The organism is Sinorhizobium mexicanum, from assembly GCF_013488225.1.
Taxonomy (GTDB): Bacteria; Pseudomonadota; Alphaproteobacteria; order Rhizobiales; family Rhizobiaceae; genus Sinorhizobium; species Sinorhizobium mexicanum.
The window spans coordinates 1,713,728-1,737,679 of record NZ_CP041238.1 but is presented as its reverse complement, the minus strand read 5'-3'; the positions used below and the strand labels follow the sequence as shown (position 1 = coordinate 1,737,679).

Sequence of the window (23,952 nt, the reverse complement as noted above, 5' to 3'; positions counted from 1 at the left end):
TCTGGTTTGAATCGGGTTTACCCGATTTCCTACCGGTGTGCGTTAAGCGAGATGACGTTGTGCATCGTCTCATCGGCAGCGGACAGGAAGCGCTTGATATTGCGTGCTGCCTGCCGGATGCGGTGCTCGTTCTCCACGAGGGCCAGACGGACATAGTCGTCGCCTTGCTCGCCGAAGCCGATACCGGGCGCGACGGCGACATCCGCCTTTTCGACGAGCAGCTTAGAGAACTCGAGCGAACCGAGATGCCGGAACTTCTCGGGGATCTTTGCCCAGGCAAACATGGTCGCCGGAGGCGGCGGCACTTCGAAGCCCGCCTTGCCGAAGCTCTCAACCATCACGTCGCGCCGGCGCTTATAGATGTTGCGCACCTCGGCAATGTCGCTGCCGTCACCGTTGAGCGCCTGCGTCGCGGCAACCTGGATCGGCGTAAACGCGCCATAGTCGAGGTAGGACTTGACCCGCGTCAGCGCTGCGATCAACCGCTCGTTGCCGACCGCAAAGCCCATGCGCCAGCCGGGCATGGAGAACGTCTTCGACATCGACGTGAACTCGACCGTCACGTCGATCGCGCCAGGCACCTCCAGCACCGAGGGTGGCGGCACGTCATCGAAATAGATTTCCGAATAGGCGAGATCCGAGAGCACGATGATGTCGTGCTTCTTCGCAAACGCGATGACTTCCTTGTAGAAGTCGAGCGTGGCCACTTGTGCCGTCGGGTTCGACGGGTAGTTGAGGATCAGCGCCAGGGGCTTCGGGATCGAATGCCGCACGGCCCGCTCCAGCGGCCCGAAGAAACTGTCGTCCGGTTCCACTGAAATGGAACGGATCACGCCACCTGCCATCAGGAAGCCAAAGGCGTGGATGGGATAGGTCGGATTCGGGCACAGGATGACGTCACCGGGCGCGGTGATCGCCTGCGCCATGTTGGCGAAGCCTTCCTTGGAACCTAGCGTCGCGACGACCTGGGTCTCGGGATTGAGTTTGACGCCGAAGCGACGGGCATAGTAAGCGGCCTGGGCCCGACGCAGCCCGGGAATACCCTTCGATGACGAGTAACGATGTGTGCGCGGATCCTGGACGACCTCGCAAAGCTTGTCGACGATCGATTGCGGGGTTGGAAGATCTGGATTGCCCATGCCGAGGTCGATGATGTCAGCACCGGCCGCTCGCGCGCTTGCTTTCAAACGGTTGACCTGTTCGAAAACATAGGGCGGCAAACGCCGGACTTTGTGAAACTCTTCCATCTCCAAACCTCGTTTGGCGCAAGCCTCCACGAGCCGTTCGGCTTTCGCGGAAGCAAACGCGGTGGTGAACGGCCGTCATCGCGGCCATTCAACGCTTTGCGTCCAAATCACTTGAAAGGCAAGCGCTAATTCGCGATCTGTTTCAGCGTGTCGGCCCCATGCTGCTCGGCCAGCAACTGCAATTCCTTCAAGCGCCGCTGGTATTCAGCCTCTGAGATCGAACCGGATTTGTGAGCAGCGGCAAGCGCCGTCAACCGGGTTTGCATAGAGACTGCCTCTTCATCGGTCAGCTGGGCGTTCGCGGCCGGCTTTTGCCCATAAACGGATGGATAGGTAGCCAGTTTGGCTGTCGAACTGCATCCGGCAAGGGCACCCGCGAGGAGCAATCCCAAAACCCAAGATCCCGAGCCCTGTTTTCCGACGACAAGCATGCTGGCGATAACCCCTGTTTTTTGGCGCGACGATGGACTAGTGCACGGCACGCCCGAAAAAGACACGCCGATGACACTTTAACCGCTTGAATTCAAAGCGATTTACTCGCTTCCTGTGATTCCATTGGAAAGCTGAACGCTCTAGCCCTTGTAATCATTTTCGGGCAGAATGTAAAAATGCAAAAGAGATAAGATGCTGTGGAGGACGCCGGGTGACAGCAGACAGGAAGGCCGAGGACGGCGGTGGTAAGAGCGGTTTTGCCGGCTTTGATCCGAAATCGGTCGAGCCCTACATCGTCAAGGATCCAGAAAGCCTGGCCGTCAACCTAGCCCGCGCAGCAGAACAACTCGGCAAGGCAGCGTCCGCATGGCTTGCCCCGCGCGAAACCGGCGAGAAGACAGACGGCTTTGCCGAGCCGGTTTCCGACATGGTCAAGACACTCTCCAAGATCTCGGAATATTGGCTTTCCGATCCGCGTCGGACGCTGGAAGCCCAAACACACCTCATGGGCAGTTTCTTCGACATCTGGTCGCGTTCGCTCCAGCGGATGGCCGGGGACATCGCCACGGATCCGTCCAGCATCGAGCGCACCGACAAGCGCTTTGCGGACGAGGACTGGGTGAAAAATCCGTTCTTCGATTTCATTCGCCAGGCCTATTTCGCGACCTCGGACTGGGCGGAGAAAATGGTCAATGACGCCGAGGGGCTCGACGATCATACCAAGCACAAGGCGGCGTTCTACGTGCGCCAGATATCGAGCGCCCTCTCTCCGACCAATTTCGTGACGACCAACCCGCAGCTCTATCGCGAAACCGTGGCCTCAAGCGGTGCCAACCTTGTCAAGGGCATGCAGATGTTTGCGGAAGACATCGCTGCCGGGCGCGGTGATCTCAAGCTGCGGCAGACGGATACGAGCAAGTTCGCCATCGGCGAAAACATCGCGATTACGCCCGGCAAGGTGATCGCCCAGAGCGATGTCTGCCAGGTGATCCAATATGAAGCGAGCACCGAGACGGTGCTCAAGCGGCCGCTGCTGATCTGCCCGCCGTGGATCAACAAATTCTACGTGCTCGACCTCAACCCGCAGAAGTCCTTCATCAAGTGGGCGGTCGACCAGGGCCATACGGTGTTCGTTATCTCCTGGGTCAATCCTGATGAGCGCCATGCCTCGAAGGACTGGGAGGCTTATGCGCGCGAAGGTATCGGCTTTGCCCTGGACATCATTGAGCAGGCGACCGGAGAACGCGACGTCAATGCCATCGGTTACTGTGTCGGCGGCACGCTGCTTGCTGCCACGCTGGCACTCCACGCCGCGGAGGGCGATGACCGTATCCGCTCGGCGACGCTGTTCACGACGCAAGTGGACTTCACCTATGCCGGCGACCTCAAGGTCTTCGTCGACGATGACCAGATCAGCCAGATCGAGCGCAAGATGAGTGCGACCGGCTATCTCGAAGGCTCGAAGATGGCCACAGCCTTCAACATGCTCAGGGCGTCCGAGTTGATCTGGCCGTATTTCGTCAACAACTATCTGAAGGGCCAGGAACCCCTCCCCTTCGACCTGCTCTACTGGAATTCCGATTCAACGCGGATGCCCGCAGCCAACCACTCCTTCTACCTTCGCAACTGCTACCTGGAGAACAAGCTCTCCAGAGGCGAGATGGTGCTTGCTGGCCGGAAGATCTCGCTCGCTGACGTGAAAATCCCGATCTACAACCTGGCAACGAAGGAAGATCACATCGCGCCTGCCAAATCGGTATTCCTCGGCAGCAGCTCTTTCGGCGGCAAGGTCACATTCGTCCTGTCGGGTTCGGGCCATATCGCCGGCGTCGTCAACCCACCGGACAAAGGCAAGTATCAATACTGGACCGGTGGCCCGGCCAAGGGCAACGTCGACGACTGGCTGGGCAAGGCAAAGGAAACACCGGGTTCCTGGTGGCCGCACTGGCATGGCTGGGTTGAAAAGCTCGACAAGAAACGCGTCCCGGCCCGAAAACCCGGCGGCCCGCTCAACTCGCTCGAGGAAGCACCGGGTTCCTACGTACGTGCCCGGGCCTGATTGGATTATCCGTGAATTTCTCCCGTCCGCTCGTTCCAGCCACGCTTGTGCAGCGTTACAAGCGCTTCCTATTCGATGCCGTTCTTACCGATGGAACGAGGATTACCGGCTCGTGCCCGAACACCGGCTCGATGCGCGGATTGACCACTCCTGGCTCCCCTATCTGGCTTTCCGAGCACGACAGCCCGACACGGAAATACCGCCATATGCTGGAAATCGTCGAAGCGGACGGAACACTCGTCGGCATCAACACCGGACTGCCGAACCGGCTTGCCGAGGAAGCGATCGCTGCTGGACTCGTCGGCGACCTCCACACCTATGCGACAGTGCGGCGCGAGCAGAAGTACGGCCGCAACTCCAGGATCGACATTCTTCTCAGCGACCCCACAAAGGGGCTTGCCTATGTAGAGGTGAAGAACGTCCACTTCAGCCGCGACCGGGGCCTCGCTGAATTCCCCGATAGTCCGACTGAGCGGGGCGCCAAGCATCTCGAAGAACTCGGCGACATGGTAGAGGCCGGCCACCGCGCAATCATGCTCTACCTTGTCCAAAGACACGATTGCGATGTCTTCCGGATATGCCGCGAGCTCGATCCGGTCTATGCTCGTGCATTCGAACGCGCTGCCACACGCGGTGTCGAGACCTATGCCATCAAATGCGCGATATCGCCCTCGCAAATAGCACCGACGGGGGCGATGCTAGTGGACGAACCCGCCCTCGCTGATTTATGACATGCGCTTGAAACAATGAAAGTTCTGTAATGGTAACCTATATCGAGGCCGGCGCTGCCCCCTACAAGAACACCGGCGTCATCCGTCTTTACGGGCCGGATGATTTCGAAGGCATGCGCAAGGCCTGTCAGGTGACTGCGCGTTGCCTGGACGAACTGGTATCCCGCGTACAGCCAGGCGTAACGACAGAAGAGATCGATCGCTTCGTTTTCGAGTTCGGCATGGACCACGGCGCGCTTCCCGCCACGCTCAACTACCGGGGCTATACAAAATCGTCGTGTACGTCGATCAATCACGTTGTCTGCCATGGCATCCCCAATGAAAAACCCTTACGCGAAGGCGACATCGTCAACATCGATGTCACCTATGTCGTTGATGGCTGGCACGGCGATTCCAGCCGCATGTATCCCGTCGGGGAAGTCAAGCGTGCGGCAGAGCGGCTGCTCGATGTCACGCACGAATGCCTGATGCGCGGCATCGCGGCTGTGCGGCCCGGGGCACGCACCGGTGCGATCGGCGAGGCCATCCAGGCCTATGCAGAGTCCGAGCGCTGTTCTGTGGTGCGCGACTTTTGCGGCCACGGCGTCGGCCGGCTGTTTCACGACGCTCCGAACATCTTGCATTATGGTCGCGCCAATGAAGGCCCCGAGCTGCGCGAGGGCATGATCTTTACCATCGAGCCTATGATCAATCTGGGCCGGCCGCACGTGAAGGTTCTGTCGGATGGCTGGACCGCCGTCACACGCGACCGTTCGCTTTCGGCACAATACGAACATACGGTGGGCGTTACCGCGGAAGGCTGCGAGATCTTCACGCTTTCGCCAGCCGGTCTGTTCAAGCCCGGCGTCGCTGCCGTGGGCAACGCGTGACGAGAACCCCGCCCCTCTCCGAAGGCGAACTGCAGCCGACGGACGAGCGGCAGTTCTTTGCACCGCAGAAAGCGCGGGTCGACGACGCCGAAGTAAACTCTGCCCCTCTCGCGGAAGCACATTATCACGGCCATCGCGATCGTCTGCGCGACCGCTACCGAGAACATGGTGATGCAGCGCTCGCGGATTACGAGGTACTGGAACTCATCCTGTTCAGGCTGATCCCCCGTCGCGATACGAAGCCTATCGCCAAGGCGCTGCTGGCCCGCTTCGGAACACTCGCAGGCGTTTTCGGCGCGCCGCTCAATCTGCTGCAGGAGATCAAGGGTGTCGGCGAGTCGGTCGCGCTTGATCTCAAGCTCATCGCCACAGCCAGCCACCGGATGCTGAAGAGCGAGTTGCGCGACAAGCAGGTCCTGTCATCCTGGAGCGCCGTCATCGACTATTGCCATGCGGCGATGGCACATGAGACCCACGAGCAGTTTCGCATCCTCTTCCTCGACAAGCGCAATGCGCTGATTGCCGATGAAGTCCAGCAGAGAGGCACGATCGACCACACGCCAGTCTATCCGCGTGAGGTGATCAGGCGTGCGCTTGAACTATCCGCGACCGCACTGATCCTCGTCCACAACCATCCCTCCGGCGACCCGACGCCTTCTCGTGCAGATATCGAAATGACCAAGCTGATCGCCGAAGCCGCCAAACCGCTCGGCATCGCTCTTCACGATCACATCATCATCGGCAAGGACGGGCACGCGAGCCTCAAGGGCCTTCGGTTGTTTTAGAGCAATCCGGGAAAAATGTGTAGCGGTCTTGCGTCCGGACCTGCGTAGTTTCAAAGACTTAGATCATTCAGTGCTTCAATGAAACAAGGAATGATCTAACCTGCGCTGCGCCTGAAGATCGTACCCCCTGAGCCTTCTAGACTAGTCAAAGCCATCTGGCACGCCGGAAGAAGCGGTAGAGTGTGACGCACAGGCCGACAATTATGGCCAGTACGACAAAATAGCCGTAGCGGAACCTGAGCTCGGGCATGTCGTCGAAGTTCATGCCGTAGATTCCGGCAATCGCCGTCGGAACGGCAAGAATGGCTGCCCATGAAGCAAGCTTGCGCGAGATTTCCGTCTGCTCCGACTGGCCGATCATCAGGCTCGCCTCGAAGGTGAAGGCAAGCACTTCGCGCAAGGCATCGATGTCTTCCTGGACCCGCCGAACATGATCGGTCACATCCCGGAACAAGGGCTGCATAGCCACATCCATGCCTGGAAGTTCAAGGTGCTCGTGCCGACGGCACACATCCACCAGTGGCACCACCGCATTGCGCAGGCGCAAGAGATTTCGGCGCAGCAGATAAAGCCGTTCGATGTCCGCCTTATCCAACCGGTCGCGCAAGAGCTTGTCCTCGAGTTCTTCGACCTCCACATGGATCGTTTCCACCACAGGCATGTAGTTGTCGACGATGAAATCGAGGATCGAATAAAGGATGTAATTCTCACCGTGCGCGAGTGCCGCTGGCGAGGATTCGCATCTCTGCCTGACGGCCATATAAGAGGTCGATGCCCCATGACGAACGGAAACAATGTAGCCGCGACCCACGAAAAGATGCGTTTCGCCGAATGCGATTTGATCGTCGGCCATGTGGGCGGTGCGTGCCACGACGAAGATTGCGTCGCCGTAGATTTCGAGCTTTGGACGCTGGTGCGCCTTCCCGGCGTCTTCGATCGCCAAGTCGTGGAGATCGAATTCAGCCTGCACCTGGCGCAACAGTGCCTTGTCGGGTTCGTGCAGGCCGATCCAGATGACGACGTTTTCGCGACCTCGCCATTGCCCTGCCTCTTCGATCTCTATGTCACGCAGGCGCTGCCCGTCCTGGTAGACCGCAGCAGCGACGACCCCCGGGCGGGTCGGCGGAACTGCCGCCTCGGCCTTTGTCACGCCTGCCGCACGGCCGGGGACCGCCGTTGCTTCCGATGCCATTCCTGGACTCCACCTTGCTTCTGCCGCGCAAGAGAACGAAGGGCGACGTCATACGCAAACATAGCTTTATTTCAGCACAGGCGCATCCACGATAGAACAGTGCGCAGGGTGGTTCATCAAACCTTGCAATTGACGTTATAAACGCGTGCGGGTGGAATTTGCCGCATCGCACAACGATTCTCTTCAGATCATTTCATTGTTTCGTTGAACACAGCGGAATGGTCTTAACTGTTTGAAATGACACAATTCCGGACGGAAAACCGTTAAACACTTTTCCCGGAATTGCTCCAGCATACGGGAAGCGTTCATGAACCAGTTCGATCTCATCGTCGTCGGAAGCGGCCCAGCGGGGCGCAGGGGTGCTATCCAGGCCGCGAAACTCGGCAAGAAGGTGCTCGTCGTCGAGCAGGGTAAGCGCGTCGGCGGCGTCTCCGTCCACACCGGGACTATTCCGTCAAAGACGCTCCGCGAGACCGCGCTTAATCTGTCGGGCTGGCGTGAGCGGGGCTTTTACGGCCGCTCTTACCGGGTGAAACAGGAAATCAGCGCCGAAGACCTGCGGCGCCGTCTCATCATCACCCTCAATCACGAGGTCGAGGTGCTCGAACACCAGTTCGCGCGAAACCGTGTCCAACAGGTCCGCGGCCGCGCCAGTTTCGTGACCCCGACGACGCTCGATATCCTGAAGGAGGACGGCGAAAGCATTCCGGTTTCCGCAACGAGCATCCTGCTCGCCGTAGGAACGAAACCTTTCCGCCCGGACTACATTCCCTTCGACGGCAAGACCGTCGTCGACAGCGATGAACTGCTGGACATCGCGGAATTGCCGCGTTCGCTGGTCGTGATCGGCGCGGGCGTCGTCGGCATCGAATACGCAACGATCTTCAGCGCGCTCGACACGCAGATCACGGTCATCGATCCCAAGACGACGATGCTCGACTTCATCGACAAGGAGATTGTCGAGGATTTCACCTATCAATTGCGCGATCGCAACATGAAGCTCAATCTCGGCCAGAAGGCGGAGAAAGTGGAGCGGCGCGACGACGGTAAGGTTCTGCTTACCCTCGACAATGGCCGCAAGATCACGACGGAGATGGTCTTGTTTGCCGCCGGCCGCATCGGCGCGACCGATGCGCTCAACCTCCCCGCAGCCGGGCTCGAAGCGGACAGCCGCGGGCGACTGAAGGTGAATCCGGAAACATTCCAGACTTCGGTTCCGAACATTTACGCCGCCGGCGACGTCGTCGGCTTCCCGAGCCTCGCTTCGACCTCGATGGAACAGGGGCGCGTCGCTGCCCGCGTCGCGGTCGGGGCGATTGCCAAGGAGCCGCAGAAATATTTCCCCTATGGCATTTATGCCGTGCCGGAAATCTCGACCTGCGGCCTCTCCGAGGAAGAAGTAAAGGAGCGCGGTATTCCTTACGAATGTGGCATTGCGCGGTTCCGGGAAACGTCGCGCGGGCACATCATGGGGCTCGATTCAGGTCTCTTAAAAATGATCTTCTCGCTGAAGACCCGGCGTTTGCTCGGTGTCCATATTATCGGGGAAGGCGCGACCGAACTCGTGCACATCGGCCAGGCGGTTCTCAATCTGAAGGGCACCGTCGAGTATTTCGTCGAAAACACGTTCAACTACCCGACGCTCGCCGAAGCCTACAAGATCGCCGGTCTCGACGCATGGAACCGCATGGGCGAAATCAAGACGGCCTAAGGTGCCTGTCGTGGTTGTTCTATTTTTAGCCGCCGTTTCGGCGGCTTTTCCTTTCTCAAAGAAAAAGGCCGCCCCGAAGGCGGCCTTTTAGTTCTCAGAAGGAACCGATTATTCGGCGCTTTCGTCAGCAGCTTTCTTCTTTGCCGGAGCCTTCTTCTTCGGTGAAGCGGCTTCCTCGCCTTCAACAGCCTCGGCCTTGGCCGCAGCCTTCTTCTTGGCAGGCGCCTTCTTGGCGGCCGGCTTGTCTTCGGCTTCCTCGTCGTCAGCCATCAGCTCTTCCTTGGAAACCGACTTGTCGGTCACCGAGATTTCGGAAAGCAGGTGATCTACGACCTTCTCTTCGAACAGAGGCGCGCGCAACGAAGCGGCCGCGCCGGGGGTGTTCTTGAAGTAGTCGAGGATCTGCTTCTCCTGGCCCGGGAACTGGCGCAGCTGCTCGAACAGCGACCGCTGCATTTCGTCGTCGCTCACCTGAACGCCGGCCTTTTCGCCGATTTCGGAGAGAACGAGACCAAGGCGGACACGACGCTCGGCGAGCTTGCGGTACTCGGCGCGAGCTTCCTCTTCCGTCGTCTCTTCATCGGCGAAGGTCTTGCCGGCCTGCTCGAGGTCGGTGTTGATCTGGCGCCAGATGTTTTCGAATTCGGCGTCGACGAGGCGCTCCGGCGTCTCGAACTGGTAGAGTTCGTCAAGCTGGTCGAGGATCTGGCGCTTGACCTTCTGGCGGGTGACCGAGCCGTACTGGCTTTCGATCTGGCCGCGAACGATTTCCTTCAGCTTGTCGGCCGATTCGAGGCCAAGCTTGGTCGCGAGCTCGTCGTTGATCTCGAGCGCGGCGGCGGCGGCGACATCCTTCACCGTGATGTCGAAGGTTGCTTCCTTGCCGGCGAGATTCGCGGCCGGATAATCGGCCGGGAAGGTTACGGTGATCGTCTTTTCATCACCGGCCTTGACGCCGACGAGCTGCTCTTCGAAGCCCGGGATGAAGCGGTTGGAGCCAAGCACCAGTTCCGCGTCCTCGTCCTTGCCGCCGTCGAAGGCAACGCCGTCGACCTTGCCGAGATAGTCGATGGTGACGCGGTCGCCATTGGCGGCCTTGCCCTTCTTGGACTCGTAGGTGCGGGCGCTTTCGGCGATACGCAGGATCTGTTCGTTGACCTCGTCTTCGGCGACATCGACGACTTCGCGGACAACCTTGATGCCGCTGACATCCTTGAGCTCGAACTTCGGGATAACCTCGTAGGCAACCGTGAATTCGAGATCGGCCTCGGCATTGAGGATCTTGTTGGCTTCGGCCTCGTCCTCGGTCATCGCGATTTCCGGTTGCGTTGCCGACTTCTCGCCGCGCTCCGTCAGGATTTCGGTCGGCTTGTCGCGAACGATCTCATTGACGAGATCAGCCATGATCGACTTGCCGTAGACCTTCTTCAGGTGCGCAACCGGCACCTTGCCCGGGCGGAAGCCGTTGATGCGGACGCGGTCCTTCACTTCGGCCAGACGCTCATTCATCCGAGCTTCCATGTCCTTGGCCGGGATGACGACCTTGAGTTCGCGCTTCAGCCCTTGAGCGAGCGTTTCGATAACCTGCATGTTCAAACCTTCATTTCACGTTGACAGTGCTCTTGCCTCGAAAGGCCTGGCGAGCACGTGAGCCGATCCATTGCCGGGAGTGGCTTTACGCAATTCCTTGACCGTTTTGCAAGCAAAATGGCACTCCGCCTACCCTCTTCACCGTCGAATTCCGACGTTTGGCTACCTGTTGTCCTGGTGCGGGTAGAGAGACTTGAACTCCCACGCCTTGCGGCACCAGAACCTAAATCTGGCGTGTCTACCAATTTCACCATACCCGCGTTCAGACAACCACACCGCCTGATCGCATTCCCGCAAGACAACCAGCGGGAGCACCGCGGATATTCTGGACATGCGAAGGGTTCGGGCTTTCCCGAGCGCGGCGTCTCTATATCACTCGTTTTTGCCGGATCAAAGAGAAAATGCGCGACCATGCACGCCCGCGTCTTCGCCGTTGCCTCGATTATTGTGAACCAAGAAGCCGGCAAGAAAATGAAGTTCCTTCGCGGCGGCGCGCCATCAATAAAGCGGCTCTTCGTAGACCTGCACGCCATCTATCGAAACCTGCCGGATCTGGGCACGTCCATCCGGATCCACACGCAGGTTGACCGAAAGCGCATGGGCGCTGCGCGCGTTTTCGAGGACACGACCCTCGCCTTCCGGCACGTAATAGCGCTCGATACCGTAGTTCGGATAGAACGTTGGAGGCGGCGCGCCTGATGACGGATAGTACGAGAACGGCAGCGATCTGATCACGATGCTGTCCGTGGTTTGCGCGAGCGGGCTGAATGATGCCTCGACCGGCTCCCAGAAGCCGTCCGGCTGCTGTTTGAGCCGCACGAACAGTTCCGCCTTCGTGGCTTCCCGGGGCAAGGCGCCTGAGATGATGTCAGTTGAAATGCGAGAGATATCGTAGCTCAGAGTGACATAGTCACCGCGCAAGAGGTCGCGCGGATCGATTGGCGCACTTCTCAGAAGCACATCCTTGCCGTTGCGCAGGATCGAAGCGCGGCTTTCGATCATGTATCCAATGACGGCGGTTTGCAGCACAGCGACAACGAGGGCCGCGAGGAAGGGATTGCGCCACCGGGCGACTGGCAAAGCACCGCTCATTGAGAAGCCTCCGGCACGTGCCCAAGCCTTCGCTCAACACGGATGACGAGCCACGCCACAAGCGCAACCACCACTCCGGCAATGAGAAAGAATCCCGATGTGCCGAGGATCGATCCAAGCGTCTCGAAAGCCAGATACAAAATCTCCGCGGCAAATACCGCGTAGGCCAAGTAGCGAACCGCGCCGTTGCGCGCACCGGCAAGACCGATGCCTACCAGAGCTAAGGCAAGCAGGCCGATGCCCAAGGCGATCTCTGCCGAGACGCCTTCCGCTTCGCTTTGCAGAGCCACAAGGCCGATAACGGCGACGGCGAAGGAATAGAACGACGGCGCAGAACCGGCCTCGGAAACCAGGCCATACAGCGGCGATCGCGGCAGCGACGCGAGCAGAAAGGCGACCAAGCCGGCGGCGAAGAAGGCGATTGCGAGCCAGATCTCGGGGTTGTCGACGTAGAGCGCGCCGAGCCAGGCGACGCAGAGAAGATAAGCCAGATGGCGCGTACGTCCCGCTTCGGTGTAGCGCACCAGCGTGAGCACGATGACCGCCAGGACCGGCACGAGCCAGAAATAGGACTCAATCGCCGGAACAAGTCCCCCGCTCTCGAACAGCGTGACAAGAAACGCCCAGGCGAGGCACGCGGCAATCGTCGTAACGGCAGCCGACGCGAATGCTGCCGCCGACAGGCAGGCGCCAGCGAACCAGAGAAGCATCGCATCCGCCGCGTCGCCGGACAGATGGTACATCTGGCCGACCAACGCGATGCCGGCACCGAACGACATCGTGCCGAGAATGAGCAGAGCCGCGCCAACCGCCTTGGCTCCCCGCCCGAGGAAATAGGCGGCGAGAAAATGGAAGAGCCAGATCAAGGCGACGACGCCCACGACCCTGGCAAGACGCGGCAATGCTTCCCAATTCGCCGCGACAAGCAGCAAGAGCGAGGCCGAGAGCAGAAGCGCGGCCAGCGCCAACAGGACACGGCCGATGCTGAAAGTGGACTCGCGCGCATCATATTCCGCGAGCATCGCAGTTGCGGACGACTGTGGAAGCAGGCCGAGATGCACCCAGCGCTGCAGATCTCGTTCCATGCGTCCGCGATACATCTCACCTCCGGACCTGTGCTCCCGGCCGCGCCGTCCCGACGCCCCACCAGTTTTAAAGAACAGCAAATCGGTAAAAATGGCGAGAGAAAACAACGGAGCTTTTGTTTCCTGCCCCGAGATGACGTCGCTTATCGGGGGGCCTGCAGCGGGATTGCGCGCGCCGCATATCTTCCATGCGTATATTGCACTGCACAAATCGATTTAAGATGGCTACATTCACATCATCAAAGGCGACGAGAGGTGACGAGCCGAACCGACGCCGGCGGGATTGGTCGCCCGCATCCGGAACCCGGAAAGACCCGAGCGAAAGCTCGATGAATTCGGAGCGGCGTACTCCTCCTCCCAACGCTTCTCCGATAAGATTGGCAACACTCCTCCTCCCGGTTGCCAATCACTTACATGACGCCCGCTGGATCTCCTCCCCCAGCGGGCGTTTTGCTTTTATCCATCCTGACCGCACATAAGTTCGCGAGAGGCTGCCCGATTGCACAATAATGCAGCAGTTTCGCAGCGTTGCGCGCCCAAGGCATGCGTGAAATGCATGGGTGCCATTCGGCGCGCGCCTCTACACAAAACGCGTGTCACACCATATCTTACAACCATCGATTGGGGCGGCGCACTCCTCCTCCCAGCGCACCCCGATACGGATTGGCGACACTCCTCCTCCCGGTTGCCAATCAGAACAAGCAACGCCCGCTGGACCTCCTCCCCCAGCGGGCGTTGTTTTTTGCGCGTCTTCATCCTGTTTTGAGTCAATATTCCTGCAGCCGCAGAGCGGACCGGCTGGACGGCAAAGCGGCGACCGTTGAGGCTGAGTTAACAGCAGCGCGAAGGATTGCAATCGGCGCATGGGTGCGATGCAGCATTGTCTCTGTAACTGCCGATCAAATCGATTATATTTCGACCATCAGATGACGGCCAGCAAGAAAGACAGAGCGCTGGCAAACGACCCTAGAAAGGATAGGATCATGAACCTCGCACGTTCTTTCAACAACTGGCGCAAGTATCGTCAGACCTGCAACGAACTCGGCCGCATGAGCGACCGCGAGCTGAACGATCTCGGCATCGGCCGCAGCGACATCCCCTACGTTGCTCGCCAAGCTGTCAAGTAAGCCAAAGCACAACTACGCATTTCTGAAACGCCCTTCGGCCACCCGGAGGGCGTTTTCTTTCGTCCTGACTGACGCGTGCATGTCACCGTTTTTGCGACCGCGAAGAGCCACCTCCGACGCCCACTATTTGAGCGCTCACAGGCTGATCCTCCGTTGAAAGGCTCTCGTGCCAACGAAGCGCAAAAACTGTTGAAAACACAAGAGATTAACGCTTGGCCCAGCAATTTAGCCAAGCTTTAACTTGTGACGCGTTTTCGAGCGGCTAGAGTGCGGTGCTTACGAAATCGGCGATGCACTGCACAAACGCATAGCAGATGCATTTTCTTTGCACTCCATCTTCCAATTAGACAAGCGTATAAGAACCTCAACGACGCAGACAAATCACTGTCGCGACAAACTGATCTTGAGGACACGACCATGAACCCGATTCGCATTGCAAAAAGCTGGATCAACTATCGCCGCACCGTTGCCGAGCTCGGCGGTCTCTCCAACCACGCGCTCAGCGATATCGGCATCACCCGCTACGATATCCGCAACATCGCGGCCCGTTCCTTCCGTTAATCGGGACGAACATCCAAACATCCAAGACGGCGCCTACTGCATGTTTCCTTAAATCGCGGTCGATTGAAGGATAAAACATGCAGCAGCTCAAAGTGCTACAGCGCCCTTTACGGGCCTGAAAAGACGCGCGGCGCTGTAGTGGCGCCGTTTTCGTTTCTTCGCAATTGGAACCGGAAGGCGGCTGTGATAGGAAGCCGCCCATGACAGCGAACACTATCTATTCTCCCATTCATGTCGTCGGCGGCGGCCTCGCCGGATCGGAGGCCGCGTGGCAGATCGCCCAAGCTGGCGTCCCGGTAATCCTGCACGAAATGCGCGGCGTGCGCGGCACCGACGCGCACAAGACCGACGGCCTTGCCGAACTCGTCTGCTCCAACTCGTTCCGCTCAGACGACGCGACCAGCAATGCGGTTGGCGTGCTCCATGCTGAAATGCGGCTCGCGGGCTCCCTGATCATGCACGCTGCCGATCGCAACCAGGTTCCGGCGGGTGGAGCGCTTGCCGTCGATCGCGACGGCTTTTCAGCGGCTGTCAGCGCCGCGATAGACAGTCACCCCCTGATCACGGTCGTCCGCGAGGAGATCACCGGGCTGCCGCCGAAGGACTGGGATCTTGCGATCATCGCCACCGGTCCCCTCACCGCGCCGGCCTTGGCCGAGGCGATCCGCGAGGAAACCGGCGCCGATGCACTCGCGTTTTTCGACGCGATCGCCCCGATCGTCCACACCGACACGATCGACATGGATATCTGCTGGCACCAGTCGCGCTATGACAAGGTTGGCCCTGGGGGCACAGGCAAGGACTACATCAACTGTCCGATGACCGAGGAGCAGTACAACGCCTTCGTCGATGCCCTGGTCGCCGGCGACAAGACCGGGTTCAAGGAATGGGAGGGTACCCCCTATTTCGACGGCTGCCTCCCGATCGAGGTCATGGCCGAACGCGGACGCGAAACGCTGCGCCACGGCCCGATGAAGCCGATGGGGCTGACCAACGCGCACAACCCCGCGGTCAAGCCCTATGCCGTGGTACAACTCAGGCAGGACAACGCGCTTGGCACGCTCTACAACATGGTGGGCTTCCAGACGAAGCTGAAATATGGCGCGCAGGCGGAAGTCTTCCGGATGATCCCCGGGCTTGAAAAGGCAGAGTTCGCCCGGCTCGGCGGCCTGCATCGCAACACCTACATCAACTCGCCGACGCTACTCGATTCGACCTTGACGCTCACATCCCGTCCGGGCCTGCGGTTCGCCGGCCAGATCACCGGTTGCGAAGGCTATGTGGAGAGCGCCAGCATCGGCCTGCTTGCCGGCCGGTTCGCAGCAGCCGAGCGAACGGGCGAACCGTTAGTGCCGCCGCCGCAAACAACCGCCTTCGGCGCGCTTCTCACTCACATCACCGGCGGACACATCGTGTCGGACGACGAACCGGGCAAGCGCTCCTTCCAGCCGATGAACGTCAATTTTGGTCTGTTTCCGCCACTGGAACCGGGCGCATTGACGAAGCCGGAAGGCGCCAAGCGTTTTCGCGGCAAGGAGAAGGCCCTGGCAAAAAAACAGGCGACGGCGTCCCGGGCGCTCGGCGATTGCGCAAGCTGGCTCGCCGCTCCGGCCCTGAAGACGGCTTAGAGCATCCCACTTCAAATGCGAAAGCGGATAAGATGCTCTGAAATCAAAGTGCTAGCGCATCGGCCCCGAAAATCGGAATCGATTTTCGGAAAGCACGATGCGTAGATCCAAAGACTCACAGCGTCCTTTGTGCGTTCATTCGAACGCACGGCACTCTAGTCGCTCGCCTGGGCCGGCTGGGCCGCCGGCAGTTCATCGCCGAAGTCCGACTTCGGGCTGAAGCTGCCGAGCAGCCAGAGCGATACCTCCGCCGCTACTTCGGCGGTACGGAACTCGAAGGCGTTATCCAGATAGGCGAAATCAGGAAAGTGCACGATCAATCCGCGTCCGCTTTCGGAACTGTTCACCCGCACCTTGCCAGGATGAATGACGTGGCAGACGTAGTGCGTGCCGTGCGATTGGATAAACCCGGCTTTGCCGTCGTGCAGTCGAAGAAAGATCGCCTTCCTGTCGATGGTCGAATACAAGGCTCGGATTGCTTCATCAGGGAAAGCGCGGCCAAACTCGACCATCGCCGAGCCCGCGTCAGGATTGTCGAAATCGCGTTCGGCACGGGCGTTCATCCTGATGTAGAACGCTCCGACGGCGACGATCACCACGATGAGCAACAGCCACAACATCACACAAGCCCCTTTTGGACGGCACGGATCCGGTAGCTCCTGCCTATACGATGTGAGACTTGCGCCAGCGTGACCAAGTGCAGCTCCGGTGCAGGGTCAGAAGCGCTTGCGCCGGGTTGCGCGCCACATTCGCCATTGCCGTTGCCATTGGGCCGGCTGGATAGGCTGCTGCAGCAGACGCGCTCCCGCCTTCTCCGCCTTGTCGAACACCGGCTCGGCCAATGCTATCGGAACGAAAGCGAAGAAATTCTGCGAAGAGATCGAGCCGATACCTTGGCGCGCCTTGGCAAGATGATCCCTGCCCAAGCCGCAAAATGCGTGGATTGCCCGGCCGATGGCTTCGTTATCGTCGGCGGCCAGAAAAGTTTGCCGGTCCAGCCCCGTCGCACGCAGAAGATCTGCGGGAAGATAGACCTGGCCGCGCCGATGGTGAATTGGCATAAGCAGAAGGAGGCCGGCAATCGTCTGCGCGACGCCGGCATGTCCGGCGGCCTCAGCCGATCTTGCGGCGTTCGACGGATCAAGGATCAGCGATGAAAGCTGGACGAGGGCAGATGCCGTTTCACCAGCGTAACCTTCCAGCGCAGACCTGTCCTGCATCGGATCGTCATAAAGATCGAAAATTCGGGCATCGATCATGCTCTCGAGCACTGCCACCGGCAGATGATGTTCGCGGACGCATTGCAGAAGCGCCTCCGCAAGCGGATGCCCCTCGCCGCTCGATTGTTCGTTCGAGAGAACGTCACGCCACCATTGCAAGCGGATTTCGCCCGGAAGCGGCTCGTGTATCAAATCACGCACCCGGGCGATTTCCGCGTAGAACGCATAGAGCGCCGCAAGCGACTGTCGCTTCTCAGGTGGGGAAAGCAGGCAAGCCAAATAACGATCGCGATCTGTGTCCCGCAAGGTTGCGAGAATCTGGGTATCGGCCTCTTGCACGCTGAGCTTCCTTCGAAATCACACCGCGATCAGGGCCGCGGCGACAGCGCGCGCTTCGGCGAGCATCACGTTATAGGTTCTAACTGCCGCGCCGGTGCTCATCGGATCGGAGGAGATGTTCTGCGCTCGCAAGGTCGCCTTCAGCTCGGCCGGCAAGGGTCGGATTTCGCGACCCGTCCCCACAAGCAGCACTTCGATCTCACGCGCTTCGTCCAGCACACGCTTGAATTTGTCCACTGAAAGCAGGTCACCTTCAACCGCATCCCACGCATAGATACCGGACGGCAACATGAGGACCGAGCCCCGGTGAGACATGTCGGCGAACCGGAAGCCGCCGTTTCCGTAAGCGTCTATCGGCGCCCGCCCGGGGTAGTGCGCTTCGCGAATTTCGATGCCTTTTGCCATTGTCAGGCCGTCCCTGTTGCCGTGTTCGCCGGCTCTTCGCCGCGAGCGGGACTCTGCCCGCCCTTGGCTCGGCCACCTCGGCGGTTGAAGAGGATCAGAACCGGACCCGCGATATAAATCGACGAAAGCGTTCCGACAACAACGCCGAAAAGCAACGTCATGGCGAAAGAACGAAGCAAGCTATCGCCGAACAGGTAGAGCGCTGCAAGCGCCAAGATCGTCGTTACAGCCGTCAGAACAGTGCGCGAAAGCGTCTGGTTGATCGACGCGTCGATCAGTACCGCGAGCGACATTCTTTGATAACGCATGTAATTCTCGCGGATGCGATCGTAAATCACGACGGTATCGTTCAACGAATAGCAGACGATGGTCAGCAAGGCGGCAATGCTCGCAAGATTGAACTCGGTGCGCGTGACGACAAGGAAGCCGACGGTCAGCAACACGTCATGCACGGTCGCTATCATCGCGCCCAGCGCAAACCGCCATTCGAACCGGATCCAGACATAGAGCAGAATGGCCAGGACCGCCGCGGCGATACCGAGGCTGCTGGCTCGTGTCAACTCGTCGGAAGCAGCCGGCCCCACGACCTCCACCCGGCGGAATGTATACTGGTCTTCCAACTCAGTGCGCACCGATCCGATCGCGGTTTGCTCGGCATTGTCACCGGCCTCCTGTGAAGGAACGCGGACGAGGACGTCTCGTTCCGACCCGAGTTCCTGAACCCGGACTTCCCCCAGATTCAACTCGTCAAGACGAGCCCGGATATCCGCGCTATCGGCGACACCTGACTTCGCCCGAAGCTCGATTATCGACCCACCCTTGAAATCCGCTCCGAAATTGGGGCCAAGACTGACCAGCAAGACGAGCGAAGCAAGCGACAGCGCTGCCATCAGGATGAAGACCGGATTACGGATCGCCATGAACCGAATGTCCGCCTCGCTGAAGAAGCCTGTACGAATGCCCCTCGGCAGTCGCTGGGGCCGGCGGCGGCGATACCATCCGCGGACCAGACGGCGTGTCAGGCTGTGGGCGGTCAGGATCGTTGTCACGCTTCCGATCGCAAGCGTCACGGCGAAACCGCGAAAGGCGCCGGAGCCGAAATAGAAAAGAATGGCACCGGCGATTGCCATCGTCAGGTTGGCATCGACGATGCTGCTGAAGACTCGTGCAAAGCCGGTGTCGAGGGCCTTTCGCAAGGGTCCGGGGCCGCGCGCCTCTTCGCGAAGGCGCTCGTAGATGAGAACGTTCGAATCGACCGCCACGCCGATCGTGAGGATGATCCCCGCAATCCCCGGCAGGGTCAAAGTCGCGCCGATAAGCGAGAGCGCCGCAATGATCAGCACGACGTTTACGATGACCGCGACCACCGCAATCGCGCCAAAGAAGCCATAGAATGCGATCATGCACGCTGCCACCGCGAGCGCAGCGATCATGGCGGCGTTGAGCGCGCTTGCGATGGCGTCAGATCCGACTCCGGGGCCCACCGTACGCTCCTCAACCACGGTGAGGTTTGCCGGCAGCGGTCCCGCACGCAACAAGGCGGCGAGGTTCTTGGCACCATCCTCGGACAAATTTCCCGAGATCCGGCCGACATCGCCCGTAATTGCGTCGGCAAGCGCTGGTGTCGACACGACTTGCCCGTCGAGCACGATCGCAAACTGCCGTCTGGAGTCGGCCTCCAAAAGCGGCGTTATGCGTGCCAGCGCGTCGGCGCCGAGCTTGAAACTGACAACGGGGTCTCCGGTTGCCTGGTCGTATTCGGGTTGCGCCTCGACGAAATCCTCGGCCGCGACGAATGCTCGTCTTTCGACCAGATAGGGAACCGGTGGATCGTCGAGCGAATAGAGGATTTCACTTGCCGCCGGCGGCCGCGTATCGACCGCCTGTTGTACCGGCATCGATGGATCGAGCCACCGGAACGTCAGCTCGGCGCGCTGGCTCAGGAGATCCTTCAGCCGTTGCGGATCGTCCAATCCGGGCACTTGCACGACGAGACGATCATTGCCGCGCCGCCTTATCGACGGTTCCGCGACACTGACTTCGGCCACGCGCCGGCGCACCACGTCGATGGCTTGTGTTACCGCCGATGCCACCCGAAGGTCGATCCCCTCGTCGGTGAGCCGCAGGCGCATCGCTTCGCCCTGCTCCGCGCCTTCCGACACTAGCTCCTGGATCTGATTTCGAATGAGACCGGCGCTATCGACAGGGGCGGTGAGTTGGCGCAATGCATCGCGCGCGGCAGAAGCCTTCGACGCGTCGCGAACCCGGAACTGGATCGCCTGGCCGCTGCCCGACAGGCCCGTATAGGCGATATCTGCATTCCGGAGCGCTCTGCCGATCGCGTCGATTGTGGTTTCTAGCCGTTCCGCGATGATGTCGTCGCGGACCACCCTCAGCGTGAAGTCGGACCCGCCCTGGAGATCGAGCCCGAGCGGTACCTGCCGTTGCGGCACCCACGCCGGCCATTCCGCAAGCTCTTCCTTGGAGAACAGGTTCGGTAGAGCAAAAACAAAACCGGCCAAGACGACGAGCCAGATGATCGCGTTTTTCAGCGGCGAGAACTTGGGCATGCTCTAAATGCTCCATTCGCCGGCTCTGCCGGTTGCGGTTCGTGCCCGGATTATTCCTTGACCGGTTCGCCCTTCACGCGGACCTCGGAAACCCCGCTGCGGACGACGCGAACCTTGATGCCGTCGGCGATCTCGACTTCGAGTTCCGCATCATCGACCACCTTGGTAACCTTGCCAACAATGCCGCCGCCGGTGACGACCTGATCGCCGCGGCGAATGTTCTTCAGCAACTCTTCCCGACGCTTCATCTGCGCACGCTGCGGGCGAATGATCAGGAAATACATGACAACAAAGATCAGGAGGAAAGGCAGAATGGACATCAAAATGTCTGCACCGCCCGCGCTCGGGGCACCGGTCTGCGCAAAAGCTTCGGTAATGAACATCGATCGCTCCTTGAGTTCAAATTGCGCGGATCTTCCCCGCGCGAAATCCGCCGGAATATAGAGGTGCAATGCCGCGACGCAAATCGGCGGCCCCCTATCCGTTTCTCCTGCCTCTGACACAAATTCCGCGGGAGGAGAACCCCCCGAACACTCGTGCTTGGCCTTTTCCAGCGCAAACCATCGTGCTACCGGAAAAAAGCTGTCGCGCGGGTTCCTTCACGGGCAATTTCCAGAAACAAACCCTACGGCAATTCAATGAATTACAAATATACGAAGCCCAGGCGGAGCGCCGAGCGAATACCGGAGACAAGCAGATGCGGGAAAACCAGATCGACGTGCTGATCAACGAGATGCAGAAGCTTTCGGCGGCTATCGAACGCATCGCGGGGCCGGCTTCGGCCGTGAACGACTGGAGCCAGGCAGAGTGCTTTGTCTGGGCACCGGGCAATCGCCATCTGCAGCCGGTCGCGAAGCCTAACCGCGTCGACCTCGCCCTCATCACGGGCGTCGATCACGTTCGCGATATCCTTTTGGACAACACCCTTCGGTTCGCCGAGGGTTATCCGGCCAACAACGTGCTTCTCTGGGGCGCGCGCGGCATGGGCAAGTCTTCGCTCGTCAAGGCGGTTCACGCGCGGGTCGCGCGCGAAACGGGCACTTCGTTGAAACTTGTGGAAGTGCACCGCGAAGACATCGCAACTCTGCCAGCTCTGATGGAAATCCTGAAAGCGGCGCCGATGCCGGTCATCGTCTTCTGCGACGACCTCTCCTTCGACCATGACGACACGTCCTACAAGTCGTTGAAGGCGGTTCTCGATGGTGGCGTGGAGGGCCGCCCCGCCAACGTCCTGCTTTATGCCACCTCCAACCGCCGGCACCTGCTGCCGCGCAACATGATGGAAAACGAGCAATCGACTGCGATCAATCCATCGGAGGCGGTCGAGGAGAAGGTTTCTCTGTCCGACCGCTTCGGCCTTTGGCTTGGCTTCTACAAGTGCAGCCAGGATGACTATCTGGCGATGATCGACGGATACGCCCGCTACTACGACCTGAACGTCGACCAAGAGACGCTCCACGCGGATGCCCTGGAATGGGCAACGACGCGGGGATCGAGATCCGGCCGCGTCGCGTGGCAGTTCATCCAGGATCTGGCCGGCCGCCTCCGTCGGCAACTCGACGACCCGGCATAACTTCGGCTAATTTCTTTAAAACTACCAATGGCCGGACGGAAAACCGTTACCCACCTTTACTGGCATTGGGCTATTCGAGATAGGTTGCCGGGTTCACCGGGGTCGCGTTCTTGCGCACCTCGAAATGCACCTGCGGCTGGGTCGCCCTGCCGCTCATGCCGGAAGCAGCAAGGGTCTGGCCACGCTGCACCTTCTGCCCGCGCTGCACCTTGAGTTCCGACGCATTGCCATAAACCGTGACCGTGCCGTCGTCGTGGCGCACCAGAACGGCATTGCCCAGTTCCTTCAGACTGCTGCCGGAGTAGATGACCACACCGTTTTCGGCCGCTTTGATCGGCGTTCCTTCCGGCGCAGAGATGTTGATGCCATCGTTGCGGTTGCCGTCGACATTCGCGCCGTATCCGGCAACGACCGCGCCGCGCACCGGCCAACGATACTTGCTGATACCGGTCGACTTCGGCAGATCCTCGTCGATGTCCGTCGTCTTGGTTGCGACCTCCGAAACGCTCTCCTTGGCAACCGGCGGCTTATATTCGGAAGGTTTGCCCTGATCGAGCGAAGCGACCTTGGTCTCCGCCTTCTTGGCCGGCACGGAAGCCGTCGCCATCGCATCCGTCGCGGTATTGGCGGCACCCGGCATCTTCAGTTTCTGTCCGATGCGGATCGCCTCGGCCGTCAGGCCGTTTGCCTGCTTCAAGGCGCTGACCGATACGCCGTTCGCCTTGGCGATGCGGTTCAACGAGTCGCCCGGCTTGACGGTGTAGAGGCCGTCTCCGCCGCTGCCTTCGCCCTTGGACGCAAGCTTGCCTGCGGCGACATCGCTGCGGCTTTCGTTCTTTTCACGCGATTGCGATTGGCCGGGAAGGATCGCCGCTTCGCGCTTGTCCGCCGGCAGCGGCGACGGCCGCTGCTTTCCGCTCTCGACATCGGCGATCGAGTTGGAGGCGGCCGCCTTCGCGGCACTGCTCGCAACACCGAACGTGGGAATCACAAGCCGCTGACCGGGCTCTACCTGGCCGGCGGATTTCAATCCATTTGCCCTGAGGATTTCCTTCTCCGGGACTCCAAAGCGCTTGGAGAGGGTGGCGACGGTATCGCCCGGACGAACCATGACGGCGGGCGCGTTCTGCGTGCCCCAGCCGCCCTTGCTCGCCGTCTCCCTAGCCGCTGCAGGCAGAGTCTCGGCCTTGGCGACGGCGACCGGCTGCGCCTGCCGTTGCGTCGGAAGCGCCTGCGGTTGCGGTGCTGTCGTAGAGGGATCCGCCAGCACCGTGCGCTGAACACTCATCGGCGTCGAGGCGACACGCGCACTGGAGACTGGCGCCGGATTGTAAACAGCGTTCTGACTGGCAACCGGATATGGCTGACCATAGGACGCATCGGCTCCACCAGACGGGGCCGCCGCAAACTGCCCGGTAGCCACGTCACCCCGTGGCACGGGCATCGTATTCTGCGGGATGGAACTGGTCGTTATGTCGTCAGATCTTGAAAAAAGCCCACTGAAGCGGCTGACATCCGAGCTGCAACCGGTGGCAGCGCCTGCTAGCAAGATCGCCGCACACAGGCGGATCGTGGACTTCCCTGCACTGGGAGATACAAATTTACGCATGACGCTTACCCACTCCGAACGCAACTCGCTGTGGAATGATTAAAGCGCATTAGAGTTACCGCCCGGTTAAGGGCAGCACCTAATTTGACGAAATGCTAACCATAGCCGGCGCGTCTTCCTTGCTCTA

21 protein-coding genes and 1 tRNA gene are annotated in these 23,952 nt (G+C 60.1%); 9 read left to right on the top strand and 13 right to left on the bottom strand.

The features are described from left to right. Positions 1-29: 29 nt before the first annotated feature. Together FKV68_RS08230 and FKV68_RS08225 are read right to left on the bottom strand one after the other, a co-directional pair. Positions 30-1,247, bottom strand: coding sequence for an LL-diaminopimelate aminotransferase (locus FKV68_RS08230; RefSeq protein WP_180941014.1), 1,218 nt, complete (start codon positions 1,245-1,247; stop codon positions 30-32). A 125-nt stretch (positions 1,248-1,372) separates the two neighbouring features. Next, on the bottom strand, positions 1,373-1,678 hold the full coding sequence (locus FKV68_RS08225) for an SHOCT domain-containing protein (protein WP_180941013.1): 306 nt from the start codon (positions 1,676-1,678) through the stop codon (positions 1,373-1,375). Positions 1,679-1,890: 212 nt separating this feature from the next. On the opposite strand from FKV68_RS08225, the gene phaC reads away from it, so the two are divergent. The 4 genes from phaC to radC are packed head-to-tail and all read left to right on the top strand — an operon-like array spanning position 1,891 to position 6,123. Then, on the top strand, positions 1,891-3,738 hold the full coding sequence (gene phaC, locus FKV68_RS08220) for a poly(3-hydroxyalkanoate) polymerase subunit PhaC (RefSeq protein WP_180941012.1): 1,848 nt from the start codon (positions 1,891-1,893) through the stop codon (positions 3,736-3,738). Positions 3,739-3,749: 11 nt separating this feature from the next. Beyond that, complete coding sequence (gene sfsA, locus FKV68_RS08215; protein ID WP_180941011.1) at positions 3,750-4,469, top strand: DNA/RNA nuclease SfsA; 720 nt, start codon at positions 3,750-3,752, stop codon at positions 4,467-4,469. 29 nt (positions 4,470-4,498) lie between these two features. After that, positions 4,499-5,338, top strand: a complete 840-nt coding sequence (gene map / locus FKV68_RS08210; RefSeq protein ID WP_180941010.1) for a type I methionyl aminopeptidase — start codon at positions 4,499-4,501, stop codon at positions 5,336-5,338. Beyond that, positions 5,335-6,123: a RadC family protein gene (gene radC, locus FKV68_RS08205; RefSeq protein ID WP_180941009.1), complete on the top strand. Its 789-nt coding sequence runs from the start codon at positions 5,335-5,337 to the stop codon at positions 6,121-6,123. The genes map and radC overlap by 4 nt, the downstream gene beginning before the upstream one ends. 145 nt (positions 6,124-6,268) lie before the next feature. Here the strand turns inward: radC and FKV68_RS08200 are convergent, their stop codons facing one another. After that, the gene (locus FKV68_RS08200; RefSeq protein ID WP_245181844.1) at positions 6,269-7,315 is read right to left on the bottom strand and encodes a magnesium and cobalt transport protein CorA; all 1,047 of its coding nucleotides are present in this window, start codon (positions 7,313-7,315) and stop codon (positions 6,269-6,271) included. Positions 7,316-7,622: 307 nt separating this feature from the next. Between FKV68_RS08200 and sthA the strand changes: the two genes are divergently transcribed. Then, positions 7,623-9,026 (top strand): Si-specific NAD(P)(+) transhydrogenase, encoded by a 1,404-nt coding sequence (sthA, locus tag FKV68_RS08195; RefSeq protein WP_180941008.1) that lies wholly within the window; start codon positions 7,623-7,625, stop codon positions 9,024-9,026. A gap of 108 nt (positions 9,027-9,134) precedes the next feature. Here the strand turns inward: sthA and tig are convergent, their stop codons facing one another. The 4 genes from tig to FKV68_RS08175 all read right to left on the bottom strand — a co-directional run bounded on the left by tig (position 9,135) and on the right by FKV68_RS08175 (position 12,808). Then, positions 9,135-10,616 (bottom strand): trigger factor, encoded by a 1,482-nt coding sequence (gene tig / locus FKV68_RS08190; protein WP_180941007.1) that lies wholly within the window; start codon positions 10,614-10,616, stop codon positions 9,135-9,137. Positions 10,617-10,791: 175 nt separating this feature from the next. Further along, positions 10,792-10,876: transfer RNA gene (locus tag FKV68_RS08185), tRNA-Leu, on the bottom strand. A gap of 238 nt (positions 10,877-11,114) precedes the next feature. Then, positions 11,115-11,708 carry a GDYXXLXY domain-containing protein gene (locus FKV68_RS08180; RefSeq protein WP_180941006.1) on the bottom strand — a complete coding sequence of 198 codons (594 nt, stop codon included), beginning with the start codon at positions 11,706-11,708 and terminating at the stop codon, positions 11,115-11,117. After that, positions 11,705-12,808 (bottom strand): DUF2157 domain-containing protein, encoded by a 1,104-nt coding sequence (locus FKV68_RS08175; RefSeq protein WP_180941005.1) that lies wholly within the window; start codon positions 12,806-12,808, stop codon positions 11,705-11,707. Before FKV68_RS08175 ends, FKV68_RS08180 begins: the two co-directional genes overlap by 4 nt. Before the next feature lie 968 nt (positions 12,809-13,776). On the opposite strand from FKV68_RS08175, the gene FKV68_RS08170 reads away from it, so the two are divergent. The 3 genes from FKV68_RS08170 to trmFO all read left to right on the top strand — a co-directional run bounded on the left by FKV68_RS08170 (position 13,777) and on the right by trmFO (position 16,109). Continuing rightward, positions 13,777-13,920, top strand: a complete 144-nt coding sequence (locus FKV68_RS08170) for a DUF1127 domain-containing protein (protein ID WP_180941004.1) — start codon at positions 13,777-13,779, stop codon at positions 13,918-13,920. Positions 13,921-14,337: 417 nt separating this feature from the next. Then, positions 14,338-14,481, top strand: coding sequence for a DUF1127 domain-containing protein (locus FKV68_RS33715; RefSeq protein ID WP_014764283.1), 144 nt, complete (start codon positions 14,338-14,340; stop codon positions 14,479-14,481). A gap of 200 nt (positions 14,482-14,681) precedes the next feature. Further along, complete coding sequence (gene trmFO / locus FKV68_RS08160; protein ID WP_180941003.1) at positions 14,682-16,109, top strand: methylenetetrahydrofolate--tRNA-(uracil(54)-C(5))-methyltransferase (FADH(2)-oxidizing) TrmFO; 1,428 nt, start codon at positions 14,682-14,684, stop codon at positions 16,107-16,109. 155 nt (positions 16,110-16,264) lie between these two features. On the opposite strand, the gene FKV68_RS08155 is transcribed toward trmFO, so the two are convergent. The 5 genes from FKV68_RS08155 to yajC form a co-directional block, all read right to left on the bottom strand. Beyond that, positions 16,265-16,729, bottom strand: coding sequence for a hypothetical protein (locus FKV68_RS08155; protein ID WP_180941002.1), 465 nt, complete (start codon positions 16,727-16,729; stop codon positions 16,265-16,267). 96 nt (positions 16,730-16,825) lie between these two features. After that, positions 16,826-17,668: a phytoene/squalene synthase family protein gene (locus tag FKV68_RS08150; RefSeq protein WP_180941001.1), complete on the bottom strand. Its 843-nt coding sequence runs from the start codon at positions 17,666-17,668 to the stop codon at positions 16,826-16,828. Between the two features lie 18 nt (positions 17,669-17,686). Further along, positions 17,687-18,073 carry an Mth938-like domain-containing protein gene (locus FKV68_RS08145; protein WP_180941000.1) on the bottom strand — a complete coding sequence of 129 codons (387 nt, stop codon included), beginning with the start codon at positions 18,071-18,073 and terminating at the stop codon, positions 17,687-17,689. A gap of 2 nt (positions 18,074-18,075) precedes the next feature. After that, entirely contained in the window at positions 18,076-20,643 is a 2,568-nt protein-coding gene (gene secDF / locus FKV68_RS08140; protein WP_180940999.1) for a protein translocase subunit SecDF, read from the bottom strand. A gap of 50 nt (positions 20,644-20,693) precedes the next feature. Further along, on the bottom strand, positions 20,694-21,026 hold the full coding sequence (gene yajC / locus FKV68_RS08135; protein ID WP_153442401.1) for a preprotein translocase subunit YajC: 333 nt from the start codon (positions 21,024-21,026) through the stop codon (positions 20,694-20,696). A 314-nt stretch (positions 21,027-21,340) separates the two neighbouring features. Between yajC and FKV68_RS08130 the strand changes: the two genes are divergently transcribed. Continuing rightward, positions 21,341-22,216 carry an ATP-binding protein gene (locus tag FKV68_RS08130; protein ID WP_180940998.1) on the top strand — a complete coding sequence of 292 codons (876 nt, stop codon included), beginning with the start codon at positions 21,341-21,343 and terminating at the stop codon, positions 22,214-22,216. Between the two features lie 70 nt (positions 22,217-22,286). Here FKV68_RS08130 and FKV68_RS08125 read toward each other — a convergent pair whose 3' ends face one another. Continuing rightward, positions 22,287-23,825, bottom strand: a complete 1,539-nt coding sequence (locus FKV68_RS08125; RefSeq protein ID WP_180940997.1) for a LysM peptidoglycan-binding domain-containing M23 family metallopeptidase — start codon at positions 23,823-23,825, stop codon at positions 22,287-22,289. Positions 23,826-23,952 lie beyond the last annotated feature (127 nt).

Coding starts and splice junctions, on each gene's coding strand:
- FKV68_RS08230 (WP_180941014.1), bottom strand. CDS start 1,247: ATGGAAGAGTTTCACAAAGTCCGGCGTTTGCCGCCCTATGTTTTCGAA.
- FKV68_RS08225 (WP_180941013.1), bottom strand. CDS start 1,678: ATGCTTGTCGTCGGAAAACAGGGCTCGGGATCTTGGGTTTTGGGATTG.
- map (WP_180941010.1), top strand. CDS start 4,499: ATGGTAACCTATATCGAGGCCGGCGCTGCCCCCTACAAGAACACCGGC.
- FKV68_RS08200 (WP_245181844.1), bottom strand. CDS start 7,315: ATGGCATCGGAAGCAACGGCGGTCCCCGGCCGTGCGGCAGGCGTGACA.
- sthA (WP_180941008.1), top strand. CDS start 7,623: ATGAACCAGTTCGATCTCATCGTCGTCGGAAGCGGCCCAGCGGGGCGC.
- tig (WP_180941007.1), bottom strand. CDS start 10,616: ATGCAGGTTATCGAAACGCTCGCTCAAGGGCTGAAGCGCGAACTCAAG.
- FKV68_RS08180 (WP_180941006.1), bottom strand. CDS start 11,708: ATGAGCGGTGCTTTGCCAGTCGCCCGGTGGCGCAATCCCTTCCTCGCG.
- FKV68_RS08175 (WP_180941005.1), bottom strand. CDS start 12,808: ATGTATCGCGGACGCATGGAACGAGATCTGCAGCGCTGGGTGCATCTC.
- FKV68_RS08170 (WP_180941004.1), top strand. CDS start 13,777: ATGAACCTCGCACGTTCTTTCAACAACTGGCGCAAGTATCGTCAGACC.
- FKV68_RS33715 (WP_014764283.1), top strand. CDS start 14,338: ATGAACCCGATTCGCATTGCAAAAAGCTGGATCAACTATCGCCGCACC.
- trmFO (WP_180941003.1), top strand. CDS start 14,682: ATGACAGCGAACACTATCTATTCTCCCATTCATGTCGTCGGCGGCGGC.
- FKV68_RS08155 (WP_180941002.1), bottom strand. CDS start 16,729: ATGTTGTGGCTGTTGCTCATCGTGGTGATCGTCGCCGTCGGAGCGTTC.
- FKV68_RS08145 (WP_180941000.1), bottom strand. CDS start 18,073: ATGGCAAAAGGCATCGAAATTCGCGAAGCGCACTACCCCGGGCGGGCG.
- secDF (WP_180940999.1), bottom strand. CDS start 20,643: ATGCCCAAGTTCTCGCCGCTGAAAAACGCGATCATCTGGCTCGTCGTC.
- yajC (WP_153442401.1), bottom strand. CDS start 21,026: ATGTTCATTACCGAAGCTTTTGCGCAGACCGGTGCCCCGAGCGCGGGC.
- FKV68_RS08130 (WP_180940998.1), top strand. CDS start 21,341: ATGCGGGAAAACCAGATCGACGTGCTGATCAACGAGATGCAGAAGCTT.
- FKV68_RS08125 (WP_180940997.1), bottom strand. CDS start 23,825: ATGCGTAAATTTGTATCTCCCAGTGCAGGGAAGTCCACGATCCGCCTG.